18 protein-coding genes are annotated in these 17,754 nt (G+C 69.3%); 11 read left to right on the top strand and 7 right to left on the bottom strand.

Features of this window, described 5'->3' with window-relative positions; all coding sequences use genetic code 11:
- Positions 1–86: 86 nt before the first annotated feature.
- A complete protein-coding gene (locus QF035_RS24685; protein ID WP_373466713.1) occupies positions 87–779 on the top strand; it encodes an RsiG family protein in 693 nt (230 codons plus the stop codon).
- Positions 780–1,074: 295 nt separating this feature from the next.
- A complete protein-coding gene (locus QF035_RS24680) occupies positions 1,075–2,331 on the top strand; it encodes a GNAT family N-acetyltransferase (RefSeq protein ID WP_307522739.1) in 1,257 nt (418 codons plus the stop codon).
- 211 nt (positions 2,332–2,542) lie between these two features.
- On the opposite strand, the gene QF035_RS24675 is transcribed toward QF035_RS24680, so the two are convergent.
- A complete protein-coding gene (locus QF035_RS24675; RefSeq protein ID WP_055618441.1) occupies positions 2,543–2,728 on the bottom strand; it encodes a hypothetical protein in 186 nt (61 codons plus the stop codon).
- Between the two features lie 204 nt (positions 2,729–2,932).
- On the opposite strand from QF035_RS24675, the gene QF035_RS24670 reads away from it, so the two are divergent.
- Positions 2,933–3,841: a winged helix-turn-helix domain-containing protein gene (locus QF035_RS24670; protein ID WP_307522737.1), complete on the top strand. Its 909-nt coding sequence runs from the start codon at positions 2,933–2,935 to the stop codon at positions 3,839–3,841.
- Positions 3,842–3,947: 106 nt separating this feature from the next.
- On the opposite strand, the gene QF035_RS24665 is transcribed toward QF035_RS24670, so the two are convergent.
- Entirely contained in the window at positions 3,948–4,136 is a 189-nt protein-coding gene (locus QF035_RS24665; RefSeq protein ID WP_055618439.1) for a hypothetical protein, read from the bottom strand.
- A gap of 216 nt (positions 4,137–4,352) precedes the next feature.
- Between QF035_RS24665 and QF035_RS24660 the strand changes: the two genes are divergently transcribed.
- From QF035_RS24660 to QF035_RS24645, 4 genes are all read left to right on the top strand, one after another.
- Positions 4,353–5,231, top strand: coding sequence for a GntR family transcriptional regulator (locus QF035_RS24660; protein WP_307522735.1), 879 nt, complete (start codon positions 4,353–4,355; stop codon positions 5,229–5,231).
- Complete coding sequence (locus QF035_RS24655) at positions 5,231–5,980, top strand: HAD family hydrolase (RefSeq protein WP_307522734.1); 750 nt, start codon at positions 5,231–5,233, stop codon at positions 5,978–5,980. The genes QF035_RS24660 and QF035_RS24655 overlap by 1 nt, the downstream gene beginning before the upstream one ends.
- Positions 5,981–6,587: 607 nt before the next feature.
- Complete coding sequence (locus QF035_RS24650; RefSeq protein ID WP_307522733.1) at positions 6,588–7,328, top strand: phosphotransferase family protein; 741 nt, start codon at positions 6,588–6,590, stop codon at positions 7,326–7,328.
- A 13-nt stretch (positions 7,329–7,341) separates the two neighbouring features.
- Complete coding sequence (locus tag QF035_RS24645; RefSeq protein ID WP_307522732.1) at positions 7,342–8,529, top strand: phosphotransferase family protein; 1,188 nt, start codon at positions 7,342–7,344, stop codon at positions 8,527–8,529.
- Here the strand turns inward: QF035_RS24645 and QF035_RS24640 are convergent.
- Positions 8,435–9,406, bottom strand: coding sequence for a zinc-binding dehydrogenase (locus QF035_RS24640; RefSeq protein WP_307522731.1), 972 nt, complete (start codon positions 9,404–9,406; stop codon positions 8,435–8,437). The two genes, QF035_RS24645 and QF035_RS24640, sit on opposite strands and share 95 nt — an antisense overlap.
- A 284-nt stretch (positions 9,407–9,690) precedes the next feature.
- Here QF035_RS24640 and QF035_RS24635 point away from each other — a divergent pair, with 284 nt between their 5' ends.
- Together QF035_RS24635 and QF035_RS24630 are read left to right on the top strand one after the other, a co-directional pair.
- A complete protein-coding gene (locus QF035_RS24635; protein ID WP_307531393.1) occupies positions 9,691–10,305 on the top strand; it encodes a TetR/AcrR family transcriptional regulator in 615 nt (204 codons plus the stop codon).
- A gap of 84 nt (positions 10,306–10,389) precedes the next feature.
- The gene (locus QF035_RS24630; protein WP_307522729.1) at positions 10,390–12,513 is read left to right on the top strand and encodes a HelD family protein; all 2,124 of its coding nucleotides are present in this window, start codon (positions 10,390–10,392) and stop codon (positions 12,511–12,513) included.
- Positions 12,514–12,865: 352 nt separating this feature from the next.
- Here QF035_RS24630 and QF035_RS24625 read toward each other — a convergent pair whose 3' ends face one another.
- On the bottom strand, positions 12,866–13,723 hold the full coding sequence (locus QF035_RS24625) for a nitroreductase/quinone reductase family protein (RefSeq protein ID WP_307522727.1): 858 nt from the start codon (positions 13,721–13,723) through the stop codon (positions 12,866–12,868).
- Positions 13,724–14,376: 653 nt separating this feature from the next.
- Between QF035_RS24625 and QF035_RS24620 the strand changes: the two genes are divergently transcribed.
- Positions 14,377–14,784 (top strand): hypothetical protein, encoded by a 408-nt coding sequence (locus QF035_RS24620; protein WP_307522725.1) that lies wholly within the window; start codon positions 14,377–14,379, stop codon positions 14,782–14,784.
- A 67-nt stretch (positions 14,785–14,851) separates the two neighbouring features.
- On the opposite strand, the gene QF035_RS24615 is transcribed toward QF035_RS24620, so the two are convergent.
- The 3 genes from QF035_RS24615 to QF035_RS24605 form a co-directional block, all read right to left on the bottom strand.
- On the bottom strand, positions 14,852–15,268 hold the full coding sequence (locus QF035_RS24615) for a VOC family protein (protein ID WP_189836762.1): 417 nt from the start codon (positions 15,266–15,268) through the stop codon (positions 14,852–14,854).
- A gap of 41 nt (positions 15,269–15,309) precedes the next feature.
- The gene (locus tag QF035_RS24610; protein WP_307522724.1) at positions 15,310–16,182 is read right to left on the bottom strand and encodes a GNAT family N-acetyltransferase; all 873 of its coding nucleotides are present in this window, start codon (positions 16,180–16,182) and stop codon (positions 15,310–15,312) included.
- A gap of 213 nt (positions 16,183–16,395) precedes the next feature.
- On the bottom strand, positions 16,396–16,935 hold the full coding sequence (locus QF035_RS24605) for an ATP-binding protein (protein ID WP_307522723.1): 540 nt from the start codon (positions 16,933–16,935) through the stop codon (positions 16,396–16,398).
- Positions 16,936–17,112: 177 nt separating this feature from the next.
- Between QF035_RS24605 and QF035_RS24600 the strand changes: the two genes are divergently transcribed.
- Positions 17,113–17,754 (top strand): isochorismatase family protein, encoded by a 642-nt coding sequence (locus QF035_RS24600; protein WP_307522722.1) that lies wholly within the window; start codon positions 17,113–17,115, stop codon positions 17,752–17,754.

Genomic DNA, 17,754 nt, shown 5'->3' with positions numbered 1-17,754 from the left:
GGCCGATCGGGGGCACTCGGTCACATAGCGGCCACTTGGGGTGGCACGATGCTCACACGCGCCGGTCGAGGGGACGGTTGAGGCACATGAGCACACCGAGTACGGGGCAGTCACCCGGGGTCGTATCGCTGATTCGGGGGGAGCCGCCGTCATCGCAGTCGCCGTCGCCAGAGGCGTCCCTGCCGCAGTCTTCGCCGTCGTCGTCAGCGCGCCCGGTCGCGGCGCGTCCGCCCACCCAGCGTACGGACAGCCCCATGCCTGAGCCGGCGCCCGAGCCCGGACTGGGCGTCCTTCGGCTGCCCGAACTGCGCACCCTGCGGAGGGACGCGCAGCGGGACGAGGCCGATCTGAGCTACGTGCGGCGGCTGCTGCAGGGGCGGATCGACATCCTGCGGGCCGAGTTGGGGCGGCGGGGTGCGCCGCGGCGGGGGCGCGAGGCGCGGATCGCGGCTTCCGCGTCCGTCGTCGAGCGGCTGTCGGAGATCCTCACGGATGCGCCGGCCCGGCAGCGGTCGTCCGCGCGGCACGTGACTGTGGGTACGCCCCACAGCGAGGAGTTCCGGCGGCTGGCCTCGGACATGCTCGCCGAGGTCGAGCTGTCCGACCTCGATGCGCGTACGGATCTGGAGCTGAACGCGGCGATGGGGCGGCTCGTGCGGTACGAGCAGCAGGTTTCCCTGCGGCGGCAGGAGTTGCAGCGGACGGCTGACGACTGCAGTGCGGAGATCGCCCGCCGCTATCGCGAGGGCGAGGCACAGGTGGACGACTTGCTGATGTGACGTCGACGTTGCTGGGTGCGGGTGCGTTGTGGCTGGTCGCGCGGTTCCCCGCGCCCCCGCAGGGGCGCGGGGAACCGCGCGAGCAACCAGGACGGACCGTCACGCGGCGAACCGGCCTCGGCCACCGGTGCTTTTAGGGGCGCGGGGAACTGCGCGATCAGCCCGAGGCGGCCCGCACCCATGCACGGTCCTGGCCCCCCGGGGTCCGGGGCGGAGCCCGGTTTCGGGAAGGGGTGGGGCTGGGGGAGAGGAAAACGGCGCGACACCCCCCACCACGTCTGCCTAGCGTGGCCACATGAGCCCCCGCCAGGACATCGACATACGCCCCATCCGCGAGGACGAGACCCGAGAGTGGACCCGCGCACTGCACACGGGATTCCAGCTCCCCCCGACCGTCTCGGACGCAGACGTCAAGGACCGCAGCACCTACATCGTCCCCGCCCGGACACTGGGCGCATTCGACGGCACCAGATGCGTAGGCACGTTCCGATCGTTCCCGCAGCAGATCACAGCCGTGGGGGGCTCCCCCGTGGCGGCCGACGCGATCTCGAACGTGACGGTCACCGCGACCCACCGCCGCCGAGGCATCCTCACCCGGATGATGGCCAAGGACCTGGCGGCCGCGAAGGAGCGGGGCGACACCGTGGCGACGCTGATCGCCGCGGAGTACCCGATCTACGGCCGGTACGGATTCGGCGCGGCCACGACGGCCGCCGAGTGGACGATCGACGTGCCGAGGGCGGGGCTCGACCCCCGCTGGTCGGGCCCGGACGACGGCGGCCGTATCGACCTCGTGGACGGCGACGACGTACGGAAGACCGGCCCGGAGCTCCACGAGCGGCTCAGGCGGGTGCAGCCGGGCGTGGTGGACCGCGACGAGCGGTGGTGGCAGGTCCGTACGGGCGCGCTGGTGCTCGACCCGGCCTCGTGGACCGAGCCCTTCCACGCCGTGTACCGCAACGCGGGGGGAGAGGTCGAGGGGCTGCTCACGTACACCGTGGACGACCACTGGGGGGACGTGAAGCAGCCGCTGGAGACCGCGAAGGTCAAGGACATGATCGCGGTCACGCCGGCCGCGGAGCGCGCCCTGTGGCGGTACGTGTGCTCGGTCGACTGGGTCACGAAGGTCAGGACGGGGTGGCGGGCGCCGGACGACCTGCTGCCGCATCTGCTGCCGGATCCGCGCGCGGCACGCATCCTGACGCAGGCCGACCTGCTGTGGGTGCGGGTCCTGGATGTGGTGGCGGCCCTGGAGGCGCGTACGTACGGGGCGACGGGGACGCTCGTCCTGGAGGTCGTCGACCGGGGAGGGCTGTGCGGGGGCCGGTACCGGCTGGACGCCTCGGAGGCGGGCGCGAGTTGTGCGCGGACCACGGAGGACGTTGAACTCACGCTGGATGTCGGCGAGTTGGGGTCGCTGTGGCTAGGGGACGAGTCCGCGGTGCGGCTCGCGGCGCTGGGGCGGGTGCGGGAAAAACGAGCGGGCGCCGCCTCCTTGGCCGACGCCCTGCTGCGAACGTCCAGGCGACCGTGGTGCCCGGACATCTTCTGATTCCCTGTTTCCCGGTGCTCCGTTCCGTATCGGTGGTCCGCGTCCGCGGCTTCTCCTCCGTTTGTTCTTGGCTGTTCAGTTGTGATCCGTAGCTGTTCAGTTGTTGTTCCGCGGATCCTGGAGCGAACCGCGATGGTGCGGACCGACCGGGCTCCCGGCTCCCCTCCGGAAGGGAGCACGGTCGGCCGGACTGCCGGACGGTGGCGTCCGATCAGCCGGACTGGGCGAGCAGCATCACGAGGATGACGGCCCCGAGGCCGCCGATCATGGAGTTCTTGGCCTTGATTCCGACGGCGAGGGCGACGAAGGCGATGACGCCCATCGCCCCGAACTTCACCTGGATCAACTGCTCGAAACCGATGGCGAGGGCGGCGACGATGATGGCGATGAGCGGCATGCGGTCCCTCCTTCGGGACGGGGAGGCGGACCCCCGCTGGGACCGTCCACCTGGTCGACTGTTGCGACTCTGGCGGCCAACCCCTGGGAAGCTTGACCATGTTACTCAAGTTGGCAACCAACTTCACTGAAGTTATCTCCGCTTGGACGCGTCTCATAACCACCTTCTCAATAACTGCCCAAAGATGGCGCGAAGTTGTAGTGTTTGGTTGTGGACCCGGAACGCGTCGCCGTCAATGGGCGGAAGAGGTCACAACAGCCACAGCGGTCACACCGCGAGGTGGCCGACGAGCTGCGCACCCGGATCAGGTCCGGTGAGCTGCGGCCCGGCCAGCGCATGCCCACACAGGCCCAGTTGGCCGACGAGTTCGGTGTCGAGCGCGGGGCCGTACGCCAGGCGCTGCGCATCCTCCAGTCGGAACACCTGCTGTCCAACGTGTCCAAAGGGAGCCCGGCGACCGTCGCGCAGGACGTGGGACCGGCTCTGACCGGGCCCGGAGCCCCGCCGCAGCCCACCATGGTGGCGCTCGCGTCGCGGATCACTGCGGCCTTCTCGGCCCCTCACGTGGAGATCGACGCCCTGTGTCTGACGGCGGTCTCCCTCACTCTCGCGATGGGTGAGCCGCTGCGTCTCATCCACGAGGGCCGAATAAAACCAGCCAGGATCGACGTCCGGGTGCTCCTGCCGTCCAGCGACATCGACCTCGCCTTCCCGGCACCGGTGGACGACAAGGTCGACGACCGGCTGCAGCGCCGCTGGCTGGCCCACCGCAACGCGCAGGGCCAGGTCCTCAAGCACAACCTGCTGGCGTTACGGGCCACGCACGGCATCGACGTACACATCACCTTCCGCGCCCTGCCGTTCACCCCGCCCGTGAAGCTCTACCTGCTCAACGGCGCGGAGGCGCTCTTCGCGTACTACACGCTGACGCGGCGCGGCGAGGAGATCGACCACGAGTACCTGGAGATGTACGACGCGGAGGGGACCCAGTCCATGCTGTTCCCCTTCGAACAGGGCGACGGCCTGCGGGACACGACCTTCGTCGAGCAGTCCCATCTGTGGTTCAACGCACTGTGGGAGACCATCAGCTCGGAGCTTGTGCTCACGGGCTGAGGTCTCCCACGGATGGGTACCTGATCTTCGGTTGGGTCTTCGTCCTCGCAGTTCCTGCAGTTCCTGCAGTTCCTGCAGTTCGAGAAGTGCGTGCAGTTCGTACGGGTCACAGGGCGGGCCCCGAGACCATGAGGGCGAGGACGACGGCACCGATCGAGCTGCAGGTCGGGCTCTTCGCCTTGATGCCGATGGTGAGCAGCAGCAGCCCCACGACACCGCTGGGACCGTACCGCCACTGGACGAGCTGCTCGAAGGTGACGACGAAGACGGCGGAGAGGAAGGCTATGACGGGCATGGTGGATCCTCCTTCGGGTCTTTGTGGTGCCGGTGGTGCGGGACGATGCTGGAGAGGCGCGGAGCCTTCCCATGTGCCAACTACTTGCGAGAGGAGGCAAACCTTCCGCCATCTTCGTTGAGTTGGTTGCCAACTCTGACTAAGTTATCCCCAGTTGGTCCCTACTTCAAAACAACTTCCAAACAACTCCCCTAAGATGGAGCGGAGTTGTAGCGTTTGGTCGTGACCCAGGAGAACGTGGCAGTGAACGGCAGCAGAAAGCTCTCGCCGCAGGAGATCGCCGACATCCTGCGGGACCGCATCCGCGCGGGTGACCTGCGCTCCGGCGACCGCCTGCCCACCCAGGCCGAGTTGGCCGAGGAGTTCGGCGTGGAGCGCGGCACGATCCGCCAGGCCCTGCGGGCACTCCAGGACGAGGGCCGGCTCAGCAACGTCAGCAAGGGCAGCCCCCCGCGTATCGCGGACGTGACCCCCGCGCGGGACGAACCTCAGCCGACGATGGTCGGGTTGGCACCGCAGTTGGTCGAGGCGTTCGCCGTGCCGCACGTCCGGGTGGATGCCGCGTGCCTCACCGCCGAGACCCTGATGCTGGCCCTCGGTGAGCCGGTCCGCCTGATCCACGAGGGCAGGCTCCGCCCGGAGTCGATCGACGTCCGCATCCTCCTGCCCTCCCGTGACATCAACCTCGCCTTCCCCGTCTCCGTCGACGCGCAGGGAACCCAGGACCCGGTCCACCAGCGCTGGTTGGAGATGCGCAACGCCCAGGGCCACGTCCTGCGCCACAACCTCAAGGCGCTGCGTTCGTCCCACGGCATCGACGTCAACGTGACCTTCCGGGCCCTGCCGTTCACCCCGCCGGTGAAGCTGTACCTGCTCAACGGCGTCGAGGCGCTGATCGCGTACTACATGATCACGAGGCGCGAGGAGGCCGGCGACAGCGGCACCCTCGACATGTACGACACCCTGGGCTCCACATCCCTCTTGTTCTCCTTCGAGCAAAGGGCAGGCCAACGCGACGCCGCCTTCGTCGAGCAGTCCCAAAAGTGGTTCAACGCCCTCTGGGAAACCATCACGACGGACCTGACACTCTCCTAGTGACTCCTGATACGAAGCAGACTGGTCCGGTGGCAGCAGAGACAGCGAACCTCCAGGAAGTGATCAAGCCCGCCCGCTTCGTCCTCTTCGACTTCGACGGGCCGGTTTGTCGGTTGTTCGCGGGGCACTCGGCGGAGGACGTGGCCAAGGATCTGGTGGAGTGGCTCGAACGCCAGGGCCTCCGCGGGCTGCTGACCGAGGAGGAGCGTGTCCACCCCGACCCGATGGCGGTCCTGTACGCGGTCAACCGCCGCCATCCCCACAGCGATCTGGTGGTCGAACTGGAGGAACGCCTCACCCAGCAGGAACTCAAGGCGGTCCCCTCCGCCTGGCCCACGGAGTTCGCGGATCCGCTGATACGCACTTGGAGCGCGGTGGGCGCGCGGTTGGCCGTGGCAACCAACAACTCACCTCGCACCGCGGCCACTTACTTGGAGAGCCGAGGCCTCGCCGGCTGCTTCGCGCCCAACATCTACGGCCGCACCCAGGACCTGCACCACCTCAAGCCGGACCCGCACTGCCTCAACCGGGCCATGAACGCTCTCGGCGCCGCCCCGCACTCCACTCTCATGATCGGCGACGCTCCTTCGGACTACGAAGCTGCTGAGCGGGCCGATGTTCCATTCCTCGGCTACGCGCGTAACGCCGAAAAGGAGGAGGAGCTCAGATCTGCAGGAGCCAAGACAGTGGTGACGTCACTCGAATCGGTTCTGCGGATTGTTCGGAGTGGCGTCAACCAACAGGGGTGACGCTCTCTTTGTCGAACTCAATTGCTACGCGCCCGAGGGGAGAGGAGAAGCCCGTCCGCTCTGTCGTGCAAGGGGACCTGTTGTCGCCAATGTGTCGTGGTGGGTGTGGTGTGTGGAGTGTCCCCGTACGGGTGAGTCCATCCGCTCGTCGAAGATCTGAAGCGCGACTGGACGAAACGATTCCGACCCGGCATGACTCGTTGGGGTAGTACGTTGCCCCCACCCATCATCGGTTGGTCCCAGAAAGAACGGGGCAATGTCACCCGAACCGTCCACGACGCGACGGCGTGCCAGTGATCTGAGTGATCACTCGGACGCGGTCGAAGGGCCCCTGTGTGGGTACCACCATGAAACATATGCGTTCTCGTTGTCGGCCGAGGCGGGGGCCGGCTTCACGGGGCGCTGGAAGATCCGCGAGCCCCGCGAGAGGCTGCTGTGGTTCGACAGGCGTTGCTTCAGGTCGGAGTACGAACTTCTCTACCATCTGCAGCGACGCATCGACGTCATTCCCGAGGTCGCTCCGGTGGAGGGCGTGGACCTGCAGCGATTCATCGAGGGCGTCACACTGGGGGAGCGGCATCCGTCCGGCGAAGCCGTGTCCGGGGCGGTGTCCGAGCAGATCCTCGAACTGTTCCGCCAGATGATCGCTGTTACTTCGGGCGCCCTGCTCGTGAAGCGAAAATGTGAGCCGATGGATCGGGCCGATGAGGGGGACAGCGCGGGATTCCTCGAACGGCTCATCCTTTTCACTCAGAAGCGTGTGTACGAGCGGAACCTGTCGGGATACGGAGGGTTGTTCGCCGATCTCGGACTTGGTCCCGACTCCTTCGGGTATCTCAGAAAGCATGTGGCTGGGCTGAAGGAGAGGCCGTTCTGCCTCCTGCACGGGGATCTGCACCGCGAGAACTTCATCCTCGATTCGGCGGGGAAAGTCTGGGCCATCGACTGGGAATTGGCGATGCTCGGCGATCCTCTCTACGACCTCGCAACCCATCTCCACCTGATGCGGTATCCGGTTCAGCAGGAGCGGGAGATCATCCAGCGGTGGTGTGCGATTGCCGAAGAGGTCAGAGAAGGGAGTTCCGAAGGCTGGGTCGAGGATCTGCCGAGGCTGCTCGCCTACAAGAAGGCGCAGTCCCTCTTCACGGACGTCATCCGTGAGACACAGTCCCTCGGCGTCACAGGGAGGTTCGACCGTCGGCGGCTCCGCGAGGCGAGCTGGAAGGTGTGGGACGTGCTCTGGGCGGCGGCCGAGCCGCTGGGACTGACGTCCCGGCCGAGCCTGTTGGAGATCGAGGCGGCACTCCTGCGTTGGGGCGACAGAGCGCGTAAATCGCCCCAACCCTGATCAGGAGACGTCCATGTCCTTGGTCGAACCCGACGATCACGCTCTCGCGGACGCCCGCGACGAGTTCGTACGACACGCGATACGCGCCGGTGTCAGGCTCCGTGGGCATCACAACCAGAACTTCGTGCTGCCGCTGACGGAGGGGCTGGCTCGGCATGTGGAGTGCGAGGTCGGCACGCCCGTGACGGTGCGGATCCGCAGGCCGGAGGCACTGCCGGTGGTCGTGCGCACCTGGCCGCGAGAAGGGGAAGTCCTGGATGCCGTCGGCAGGGTGTTGCCGCACCAGGTGCCGCGCTGCCTGGCCGTCGGCCGCGAGGCCTCCATCCACAGCTATGTGGATGGAGTTCCACTCTCCGCACTGCACCCGGACGGCACAGCAGTGCCCGGCGATTTCGTCGAGGAGTTGGCCGGCCTGCTGGCGCGGATGGCGCAGGTCGGCCGGGAGGCACTGCCGCCGCTGCCCGCGGACTGGTCCTCCGACGACCGGGACAGCCGAGGGTTCCTGCGGCTGCTGACGGCACAGGTGGACCACCAGGTGCGTGAGCCCAATTGGCATGTGTTCGGGCAGCTGTTCGTCGCGCTGGGCGTCCCCGAGGACGCGATGCGACGGTTCGCCGATCGCCTGCCCGCCATGACCCGGCGACCGTTCGCTCTGCTGCACGCGGATCTCCACCGGGACAACGTGATCGTGACCCGTTCCGGTGCACCGCCCCTGGTCTGTGTCGACTGGGAACTCGCAACATACGGCGACCCGCTGCACGACCTTGCCATTCACCTAGTGCGGATGCGGTACCCGAAGCCGCAGCGGGAGCGGGTGATCGACGGCTGGTGCCGGGCACTTCGACGCACGAACCCAGACTCGGTCGACGGCGTGGCACGGGATCTGCGGCACTACATCGAGTTCGAGCGTGCGCAGTCCGTCTATCCGGACGTGGTGCGCGCTGCACAGTCGCTGACCGGCCACCCCGACCGCCCCGGTCGCCGGGAGCTGGCGCGATCGACAGCCGTGGTCCGCAAGGCATTGAAGGCCGCGGCCGGACCGTTGGGACTCGATGACGTCCCGGATGTGGCCGACATCGAGCGGGCGCTTGGGAAGTGGTGCCGGTTCAGCACTTCAGCACCACCTTCCCCAGCAACTCCCGCCCCTCGACGGCCCGATGTGCCTCCCCCGCCCCCTCCAGCGAGAACACCTCCCCAATAACCGCCCGCAACCGCCCCGCCGCGGCCTCCCCGAGGGCATAGGCGGTCAGGCGGGTGAGGTCGGACGGGCTGAACTGGACGTCCGCGATGCCGAAGAGCGTGATGTCGCGGTGCTTGGCCTCCGTCGGGTTCAGAGGGGCGAAGCCGCCGGTCGGGGCGCCGTGGGCCGAGAAGCGGCCGCCGTTGGCCGTCAAGGGGAAGGCCCTCGCGCCGAGTTCGCCGCCCACCCCGTCCAGGACCACGTCCGCCGCGCCGTCGGAGCCGCCGAGGGTGTGGCGGGCCAGGGCCGGCCAGTCGGGGGACGTCGCGTCGACGACCGCGTCCGCGCCGAGGTCCCGTACGAGGGCGAGCTTCGCCTCTCCTCGGGCCACGCCCACCACCCGGGCACCCCGCGCATGGGCCAGCTGGACCAGGAGGGTGCCCATGCCGCCCGAGGCGCCCAGGATCAGGACCCGGTCCGTCTCGGTCACCGCGGTGAGTTCCAGGAGGCCCGTCGATGTCACTCCGTCGTGGACCAGGGCCGCCGCCTGGAGTAGATCCAAGGCGTCCGGTACGACCGTCAGGGCCGAGGCCGCCGCCACGGCTCGGTTCGCGTACGCGCCCGTCACGAACGAAGTGACCCGGCGGCCCAGCCACTCCGCGGGGACGTCCGGGCCCAGGGCGCTCACTACTCCCGAGACGCCGCCCCCGGGGACGTATGGAGGGGTCACCGGGAAGTATTCGCCGCCCCAGCCGGACCGTATCTGCGTCTCCACGAAGATCGTGTCCGCGTACGCGACGTCGATCATTACCTCGCCGGGGGCGGGGACCGGGTCCGGGAGGTCGGTCGTGGTCAGGACCGACGGGTCGCCGAACCGTGTCACCTGGGCTGCTCGCACGGGAATCTCCAAAAGGGAGGGGATGGAGCGCCCACTCTTTGACCTCAAGTTCGGTTGAGGTCAAGAGGGGCCGGTAAGAGGAGCCGGTACGAGGGGTCGGCAATAGGGGCCGGAACTGGCCAAGGGGCCGAGGAAGTGGTGTTCAAGGGGAGGGCGGGAGTCCGGAAAGTGCGTAGGCTCGGGGCATGGGCGAGACGGGTGCGAGGGGTGCCGCGGGTGCGACCGGCGTCACGCGTGCGGTGAGTGGGGCGAGCGCCGTGGGTGCGCCGCGTGAGGCGGGTGCGGTGGGTGGCATGGGGTTGCGTGAGCGCAAGAAAATGCGCATGTACCAGGATGTTTCGAACGTCGCCATCGCGCTCTTCCTGCAGAAGGGGTTCGAGCGGGTCTCCGTCGCGGAGGTGGCCGCCGCCGCCCAGATCTCGAAGCCGACCCTCTTTCGGTACTTCTCGTCGAAGGAGGACCTGGTTCTGCACCGGTTCGCCGATCACGAGGACGAGGCCGCGCGGGTGGTCGCCGCGCGGGCGTCGGGGGAGTCCGCCGTCGACGCGCTGCGGCGGCAGTTCCTGGCGGGGATCGAGCGGAGCGACCCGATCACCGGGGTCAACGGGGACCCGCGCATCCTCGCCTTTCACCGGCTGCTCTACGGGACGCCATCGCTGGTCGCGCGGCTGTACGAGTATCTGGAGCGGTCCGAGGACGCCCTCGCCGAGGCGCTCGGCGGTGGCCTCGATGCCCGGCTCGCCGCCGGGCAGATCATCGCCGTGCAGCGGATCCTCGCGCAGGAGAACTGGCGGCGGATCGCGGACGGCGAGCCGGTCGCGGAGGTGCGGCGGGATGCCGTCGTCGCGGCGGAGGGCGCGTTCGCTCGGCTTGAGGCCGGGCTGCCCCGCTGTGTGTGACGCCGCGCAGGCGTCGAGCAGTGGCCATTCCGTGACTAGGTAAAAACTTTAACTCGGTTACGTTATTCGGTTATCCTTGCTCGAATGACGCCACCCGACCCCCTTCTCATCACCTCCCTCACCAAGGAACGCGCCTACCACGACACCTGCCGCGCCGCCCTCGCCGCGATGGTCGACGGTGCTCAGGAACATGTCTTCACCGGAGAGGACGTGTCCGCGTCCGGTGCCGACGCCGAAGTGCTCGGGTATCGGCTCCGCAGTCGGGCCAAGGAGATGCGGGAGCTGCCCGAAGGGCCTTTGTTCTTCGGGCGGTTGGACTTCGGGGGTGAGCGTGGCGGCGCCGGTGATCACGCCGGGCAGAGCTACCACGTCGGGCGGCGGAGGATCACCGAGCACCCCTCCGCGCCGCCCCTCGTCGTGGACTGGCGGGCTCCCGTGTCGCGCGCCTTCTACCAGGCGAGCGCCCGCGATCCACAGGGTGTGCGGGTGCGGCGGCGGTTCGGCTGGGCGCCGGGAAGCCGCGGCGACTCGGCCGACCTCACGGGTCTGGAGGACGAGCCCCTGGAGGTCGAGCCGCTCGCGGAAGGGCACCTCGGGGCCGGACACCTCCCGGACGGGCGCCACCCAGAGGGGTCCCTCCCGGCGCCGCCGGGCGGCAGCCGCATCCTCGCGAACGAGATCGAGCGGCCCCGAGTCGGCCCCATGCGCGACATCGCCGCCACCATCCAGCCCGACCAGGACGAACTCGTACGGGCGGACCTCACCGTCTCCGTCTGTGTGCAGGGCGCGCCCGGCACCGGGAAGACGGCCGTCGGGCTGCACCGGGCCGCGTATCTGCTCTACACGTTCCCGCAGCGCGTCCAGCGCGGCGGACTGCTGATCCTGGGGCCGAACCGCACCTTCCTCTCCTACATCTCGGAGGTGCTGCCCGCCCTCGGTGAGACCGGCGTACGGCAGTCCACGGTCGGGGAGGAGATCGGGCGGCACCCGGTCACGGGTGAGGACGGCGAGGCCGCCGCGGTCGTCAAGCACGATGCCCGTATGGCGGAGGTGCTGCGGCGAGCCCTCTACGTCAGGGTCGGCTCGGAAGGAGGCGAGGGGGTCAACGGCCTTGCGGTGCCGGACGGTTCGTACCGGTGGCGGGTGCCCGGTGAGGCACTCGCGCGGATCGTGGCGGGCGTACGGGCCGAGGAACTGCCGTACGCCGTCGGGCGCGAGCGGGTCCGGACGCGGATCGTGCGGTACGTGCGGGAGCGGGCCGAACGGCGTGCCGGGCCCCAGTCCAGCGCCTGGGTGCAGAAGATCTCGCGGGCGCGGCCCGTCGGCACGTACGTCGACGCCGTGTGGCCCAAGGCGCGGCCGGAGGAGGTCGTCGCCGAACTGCTCGCCGATCCGGCCGTGTTGGCCGCGGCGGCGGACGGGGTGCTGGACGCGGATGAGCAGAAGGCGCTGCTCTGGGCGCGGCCGCCCCGGTCGTGGAAGTCCGCGCGATGGTCGGCGGCCGATCACGTCCTCCTCGACGAGGTCGCCGGTCTGATCGAGCACCCGGAAAGTTATGGGCACTTGGTGATCGACGAGGCGCAGGACCTGTCCCCGATGGAGTGCCGGGCGATCGGCCGGCGGGCGGTCTACGGGTCGCTCACCGTACTCGGCGATCTCGCACAGGGGACCACACCGTGGGCTGCCCGGGAATGGGGCGAACTCCTCAGTCACCTGGGCAGACCGGAGGCGGTGGTCGTGCCGCTGACCACCGGCTTCCGGGTCCCTCAGGCGGTGGTCGAACTGGCCAACCGGGTACTGGCGAGGCTGGACGTCGGAGTTCCTCCGGGCCAATCCCTGCGCAGGGACGGCGAGTTGAGGATGCTCCACACGGACGACGTACTCGGCGAGACCGTCGAGGCCGTGCGACGCGCCCTCTCGTACGAGGGGTCGGTGGGCGTCATCACGGCCGACTCGGACGTCGTACGGGTGCGGGAGGCGCTCGGCGGCGCCGGTATCGAGGCGGCCGGGGTCGACCAACTCGGCGCGCGCGTCACGGTGTTGGCGGCGGGGCTCGCGAAGGGCCTGGAGTACGACCATGTCGTCGCCGTGGAGCCGGCGGCGATCGCGGAGGGGGAGACCCGAGGGCTGCATCGGCTGTACGTCGTGCTCACGCGGGCCGTGTCACGGCTGGACGTGGTGCATGCGCGGCCGTTGCCGTTCGAGTGAGAGTCTCGCCCGCAGGCTTGGATGGCGTGGCAGGCCGTCCGCGACCCGTTGGACGGGCAGCCGGCCAGGCAGACGGGACCTAGTGGATCCCCGCATCCGGCTCCCGGGCACCCCCACGGCCCCCGACGCCTCCATCAGGACCTCCCCCGCCGGCGTCCGGACTACAGCACCGACTGACCGGCCCGCCGCCGCTCCACCCGCCCCCGACCGACACGGCCGTGGCTGGTGTGATCTTGCCGGTGAGCGGCTGGACGCCCCCCGTTGTGGCCCGCGTCTCCCCTCCCGGGCGGGCCAGTCGGCCGCGCACCGGTTGCCCCCGCCGATCTCCCCGCCGGTTGGCGTACAGGCCGAGCTACCGGGACGGCTCCGTCGGTGGTGCGTCGAGTGCGGGGATCAACTGCTCCTCCTCGTACGCCAGATGGGTCTCCAGCTCGGCGGTGAGGCGTTCGACCTCCCGGCGTGCGTGCTGGGGATCCGCGGAGTCGTCGCCGATGATCCGCTTCAACTCCGCGGTCAGGGAGGCGATGCGCTCGTGTTCCTCGCGCAGGCGGTCCAGGGCGGGGGCGAGTTCGGGGCGGCTGCCGGCCAGGAACGGGAAGATGCCGAGTTCCTCGCCGGTGTGGTGGTTGTGCAGGCCCGCGCAGAGGGTCAGACAGTTGACGCGGAGCTGGGCACCGAGGGTGGGCCCGGCGGTGGTGAACTCCTTTCGTATCAGGGCGAGTTCACGGCGGAACGCGTCATGGATGACCTTGAGTCCCTGGCCCGTCGAGGAGGCGTTCACGTTCGGCGGGCCGTCGACGGGGATCTCGTGGAGGGCGACCACCGGGATCACCCGCGTGGTCTTCGCCTGGTAGTCCGCCCAGCCCGGTTCGGCTTCGACCAGACGGGCGAAGGCCTTGTCCCGTTCGGCGCCCGCCAGCGGCTCCGCCGTCGCCTCGTACGTGAACACCCCTGTCTCCACGGTGACTTGGGGGTGATTGAGGAGGTTGCTGAACCAGTCGGGGTGCTGCGGGGCGCCGGCGGCCGAGGCGATGACCAGCACGCTCGCGCCGCCGTCGGGGTAGTAGGCGAGCGGGGTCGTGTGCCGCTTGCCCGAGCGCGCTCCTGTGGTGGTCAGCAGGATCAGCCGGGCTCCTTCGAAATAGCCGCCGACCTGGCCCGCGTTGGCGCGGAACTCTTCGATGACCTGCTGGTTGAAATCGTTGGGCATTCTCTTCTTTCTTCTCTGTGATTACTGGATCGGGACATGTGGAATCGCCACGGGGCGAATTCGGGTACGCCCGTGGTGGCGGTGCGGTGATGACGAGATGAAGGCGCGCGAATTCCCGGCAGGGCGAACGCCGGCAGGGCTGATGCGCACCCGGCGGACGTCGACAGGGCAGACGTCTGCTGGGCATGCACCTGCGGCGGCACCGGCAGGGAGACGTGCGGATACGTGGTGGCACGCGGTACGCGGTACGAGGTATGCGGTATGCGGTATGCGGAACGGCACGCGGAGGTTGTGATCTGGCGTGGCGTGGCGTCGCGCGTGCGGCGCGGCATGGCACTCGTACAGGAAACTCCGTACGAGCGCTCGGCGCGCTTGAATCAGAAAGGGCGGCCCTCTGGCCCGCCCGGGCCTCACTCGGAGGCCGGGAACCCTACTCGCTGTTGGCCCAAGGCCGACCCGGCAGTCACGGAGGAAAGGTTAATGGAATGGGCGCGGCTGGGCAATGCGTGTTTTCGGTCCTTGTTCAGGGCTCGTCCGAATAACAAGGACGCCGACTCCAGAGGCCGTTGACGCCTCACCCGTCCGTGGAGGGGGCGGGCGTTTGGCCCGGGCGTGGTGGACCGGCGGGGCCCGTCCGTGGTCGACTCCCTGCCATGAGTCTGTCGGTCGATGTGTACGTGCCCAGAGCGGAGGGCGGCATCGAGGTGCTGGACGTTCCGCCCGAGTCCTCCGACGTGGCCGGCTGGGAGCGGTGGCGTACGGAGGTGTGGGGGTCGGAGCCGGTCCGTTCGCTCGGCGCGCGGTTCTTCCCGCGGCTGGCCACCGAGGACCTGACGGTGGCGCCGGACGAGGTGTCCGACTTCCTCGCCGAGTGCGATCTGCTCCGTACGCATCTGGCGCGGATCGCCGATCACATGACGGCGGAGGCGGGGACGGATGCGGGGACGGGGTCGCGGAAGTCCCACGCCGAGCACGCCGACGACGTGAGCCGCCGCCTGGACAACATCGTGAACGCGGCTCGACGGGCGTTGGGCATCGGTGGCGGGGTCATCATCTGGTAGCGAGCAGCAGGCAGTGGCTCGGCGACCGCTTCCCCTGCGGTCGCCGAGCCACTCGTCGCGTGCCGCGCTACTTCTTGCGGGGCTGGAGGAACCGCAGGAGGTTCCCCGCCGGGTCGCGGAAGGCGCAGTCGCGTACTCCGTACGGCTGGTCCATCGGTTCCTGCAGCACGTCGCCGCCCGCGGCGCGGATCCGCTCGAACAGGGCGTCGCAGTCGTCGGTCCGGAAGATGACGCCGCGCAGGAGGCCCTTGGCCATGAGCTCGGCGACCGCCTGCCGGTCGGCGGGCGTGGCGTTCGGGTCCGCGAGCGGCGGCTCCAGGACGATCTCCACGTCCGGCTGCGAGGGCGAGCCGACGGTCACCCAGCGCATCCCCTCGAATCCGACGTCGTTGCGCACTTCGAGACCGAGCACATCGCGGTAGAAGGCGAGTGCCTTGTCGTGGTCGTCGACGGCGATGAAGCACTGTGCAAGCTTGAGATCCATGCTCATCACGCTAGTGACCGGCGGCGGGTTTGGCTTCTCCGTTACTGACCGGCAGCGGAGAAGTCGTACGCGGCCCAGTCGGTGATCGCGCGATATCCGAGGCGCTGGTAGAGGGCGTTGCTGGTGGGGTTGGCCACGTCAGCGAACAGGACGACGTCCTTGGCACCCGCGGCCAGCGCGGCCCGGCTCACCTCCGCCGACACGGCAGCCGCGTAGCCGTGACCGCGCAGATGGGCCGGGGTGTAGACGACGTCCACCTGGATCTGGCCGCCGATCAGCGGGTTCATGCCCGCGACGGAGACGGGGGTGCCGTCAGGGGTCTCCCAGAGCGTGTAGCGCTTGTCGGCGTAGCGGGTTTCGGCCCAGGTGTCGGCGTTGACGGTGACGTCTTCGCCGACGGCCTTGGAGAACTCGCCGCACCAGAAAATGGCCTCGTCAAGGTCCTGCTCGCCCAGGACACGACCCCGGCCGGCCGGTAGCGGATCCGGTGGGGTGAGCGTGCCGAGGCCGTACAGACGGACCTGCGTGGCGTGGAGTTTCGGGGTCGCGCCGGTGTGCCGCTGCCAGGCCTCGGCGAAAGCGGTGGCGGTGCCGTGGTCCGCGCTGACGCGGGAAGGAAAGTGCCCGAGGGCGGCCAGGCGGGCGGCGAGGGAGTCCGCCTGTTCGGGCGTGAGCGAGGACAGGCTCAGAGCGCGGGGCGGGAGGCGGTAGAAGGTGCCACTGACCTCGCCCGCTCGCTCCAGCACACCGAAGACGGGGGCTTCGGTGCCGAACGAGTCCGCCCCGCGCTTTCGCACTCTCTCGGCCCACGTCAGCTGCATGACGTGCGGGCCGGGCCGCGAGCGCAGGAAGTCCCCGGCCCGGGCGAGAAATTCGTCGACGTCTTCGGTGAGGTGCCAGTCATCTGGGCGCATGCCTCATGGTTCCCCAGGCGGCTGGTGTGCCCCGTGCTTTTCCGCCAGGGCGGGGCAGCCGGACTTCCGCGCAGTTGCTCGGGGCGCCCCGCCGGGGACGCGGCGACCGCCGCCGGGATCGTTGTCCTGAAATCGCCAGCGAGGTCGTCGAGCCCGTGTCGAAGCCGGTGCTCGCATACCCGACGACCTGCTGGTCTGGGGCGGAAATGGGGGCTAACTGTCGTTGCCCTTGACGGCTTCAGCGATCTGCAGGGCGGCCTCGGCGGGCGTGAGGTGCGTGGTGTCGACGACCTCGGCCTCGGCGTGCAGCCAGGTGCGGGCCGCCTCGGCGTAGGGCTCGAGGTAGTGGAGACGGAACGGGGAGTCGGGGCCGAGAACGGTGTCGCCCGCGATACGTCCGCGGAGGGTGTCCTGGTCGGCGTGGAGGACGAAGTGCCGTACCGGAATGGCGTGTTGGGCGAGGCCCGTACTGATCTCGCGCCAGTACTGCTCGACCAGGACGGTCATGGGCATCACCAGAGTGCCGCCCGCGTAGTCCAGTACGCGGCGGGCGGTCTCGACCACGAGCGGACGCCACGGCGGCCAGTGCTGGAAGTTGTCCGTCCCGGGCCCGGGCAGCGCCGGCGCGATGTCCATGAGTGTCTCGCCGACCTTCTCGGCGTCGAACACCCGCGAGTCCGGGATCAGCCGCTGCACGAGTGCACTGGTCGTCGTCTTGCCCGCGCCATGGGTGCCGTTGAGCCATACGATCATGGGATCCGACGCTATCGCCGCGCGGCGGACCGAGGGAACGGCACAGTGGAATTCCGGTACGGCTTCGGCGGCCTCTGCCGGAACAGTGTCGAGGGTGTCGGCCCTCCGATGAAAGCGGTGTCGGCCCTCCGGTGAAAACCGTCGCCCCAGCCATCCGCGCCCCAATACGGTGCCCTCATGCCGCATACACCCGCGCTCCTCGTCCTCGACATGCAGAACGCCGCCGTGGCCATCTCCCACCGGCCGAAGGAGACCGTCGCCACGATCGCCCTGCTCCAGGAACGTGCCCGTGGCGCCGGCGTGCCCCTCATCACGGTCCAGCACGACGGTCCTGGGCTGGAGCCCGGCACGGAAGCGTGGCGGATCGTGCCCGAACTGGCCCCTGGTGAGGGCGAGAAGGTCGTCAGGAAGGGCACCGCCGACGCCTTCCTGGACAGCGACCTGGGCCCGTTGCTCACGGAACTCGGCGTCACCGAGGTGGTCGTGACCGGGTTCGCCACCGAGTTCTGCGTGGACACGACGGCACGGCAGGCACTCAGCCGCGGGTACGACCTCGTGCTCGTCGCCGACGGGCACACCACCTCCGCCCGCCCGGACGTGGACGGGTTCGTCGCCTCCGATCGTGCCGTCGCGCACCACAACGCCATCTGCCGGCACATCGGCTTTCCGGCGCGCGGCATCCGTGTCCTGCCCGCGGCCGAGGTGGACTTCACCGCCCCCGGGCTCCTGACCCGGCCTGAATCCGCTCCGGTCGTGGCGGGCACCCGCCCCGTCCGAGCGGTGGGGCGCGTCGAAGGCACGCCCCACCTGCCCACGTAA

This window comes from Streptomyces umbrinus, from assembly GCF_030817415.1.
GTDB lineage: Bacteria > Actinomycetota > Actinomycetes > Streptomycetales > Streptomycetaceae > Streptomyces > Streptomyces umbrinus_A.
This window is presented reverse-complemented; position numbering and strand designations above follow the sequence as displayed.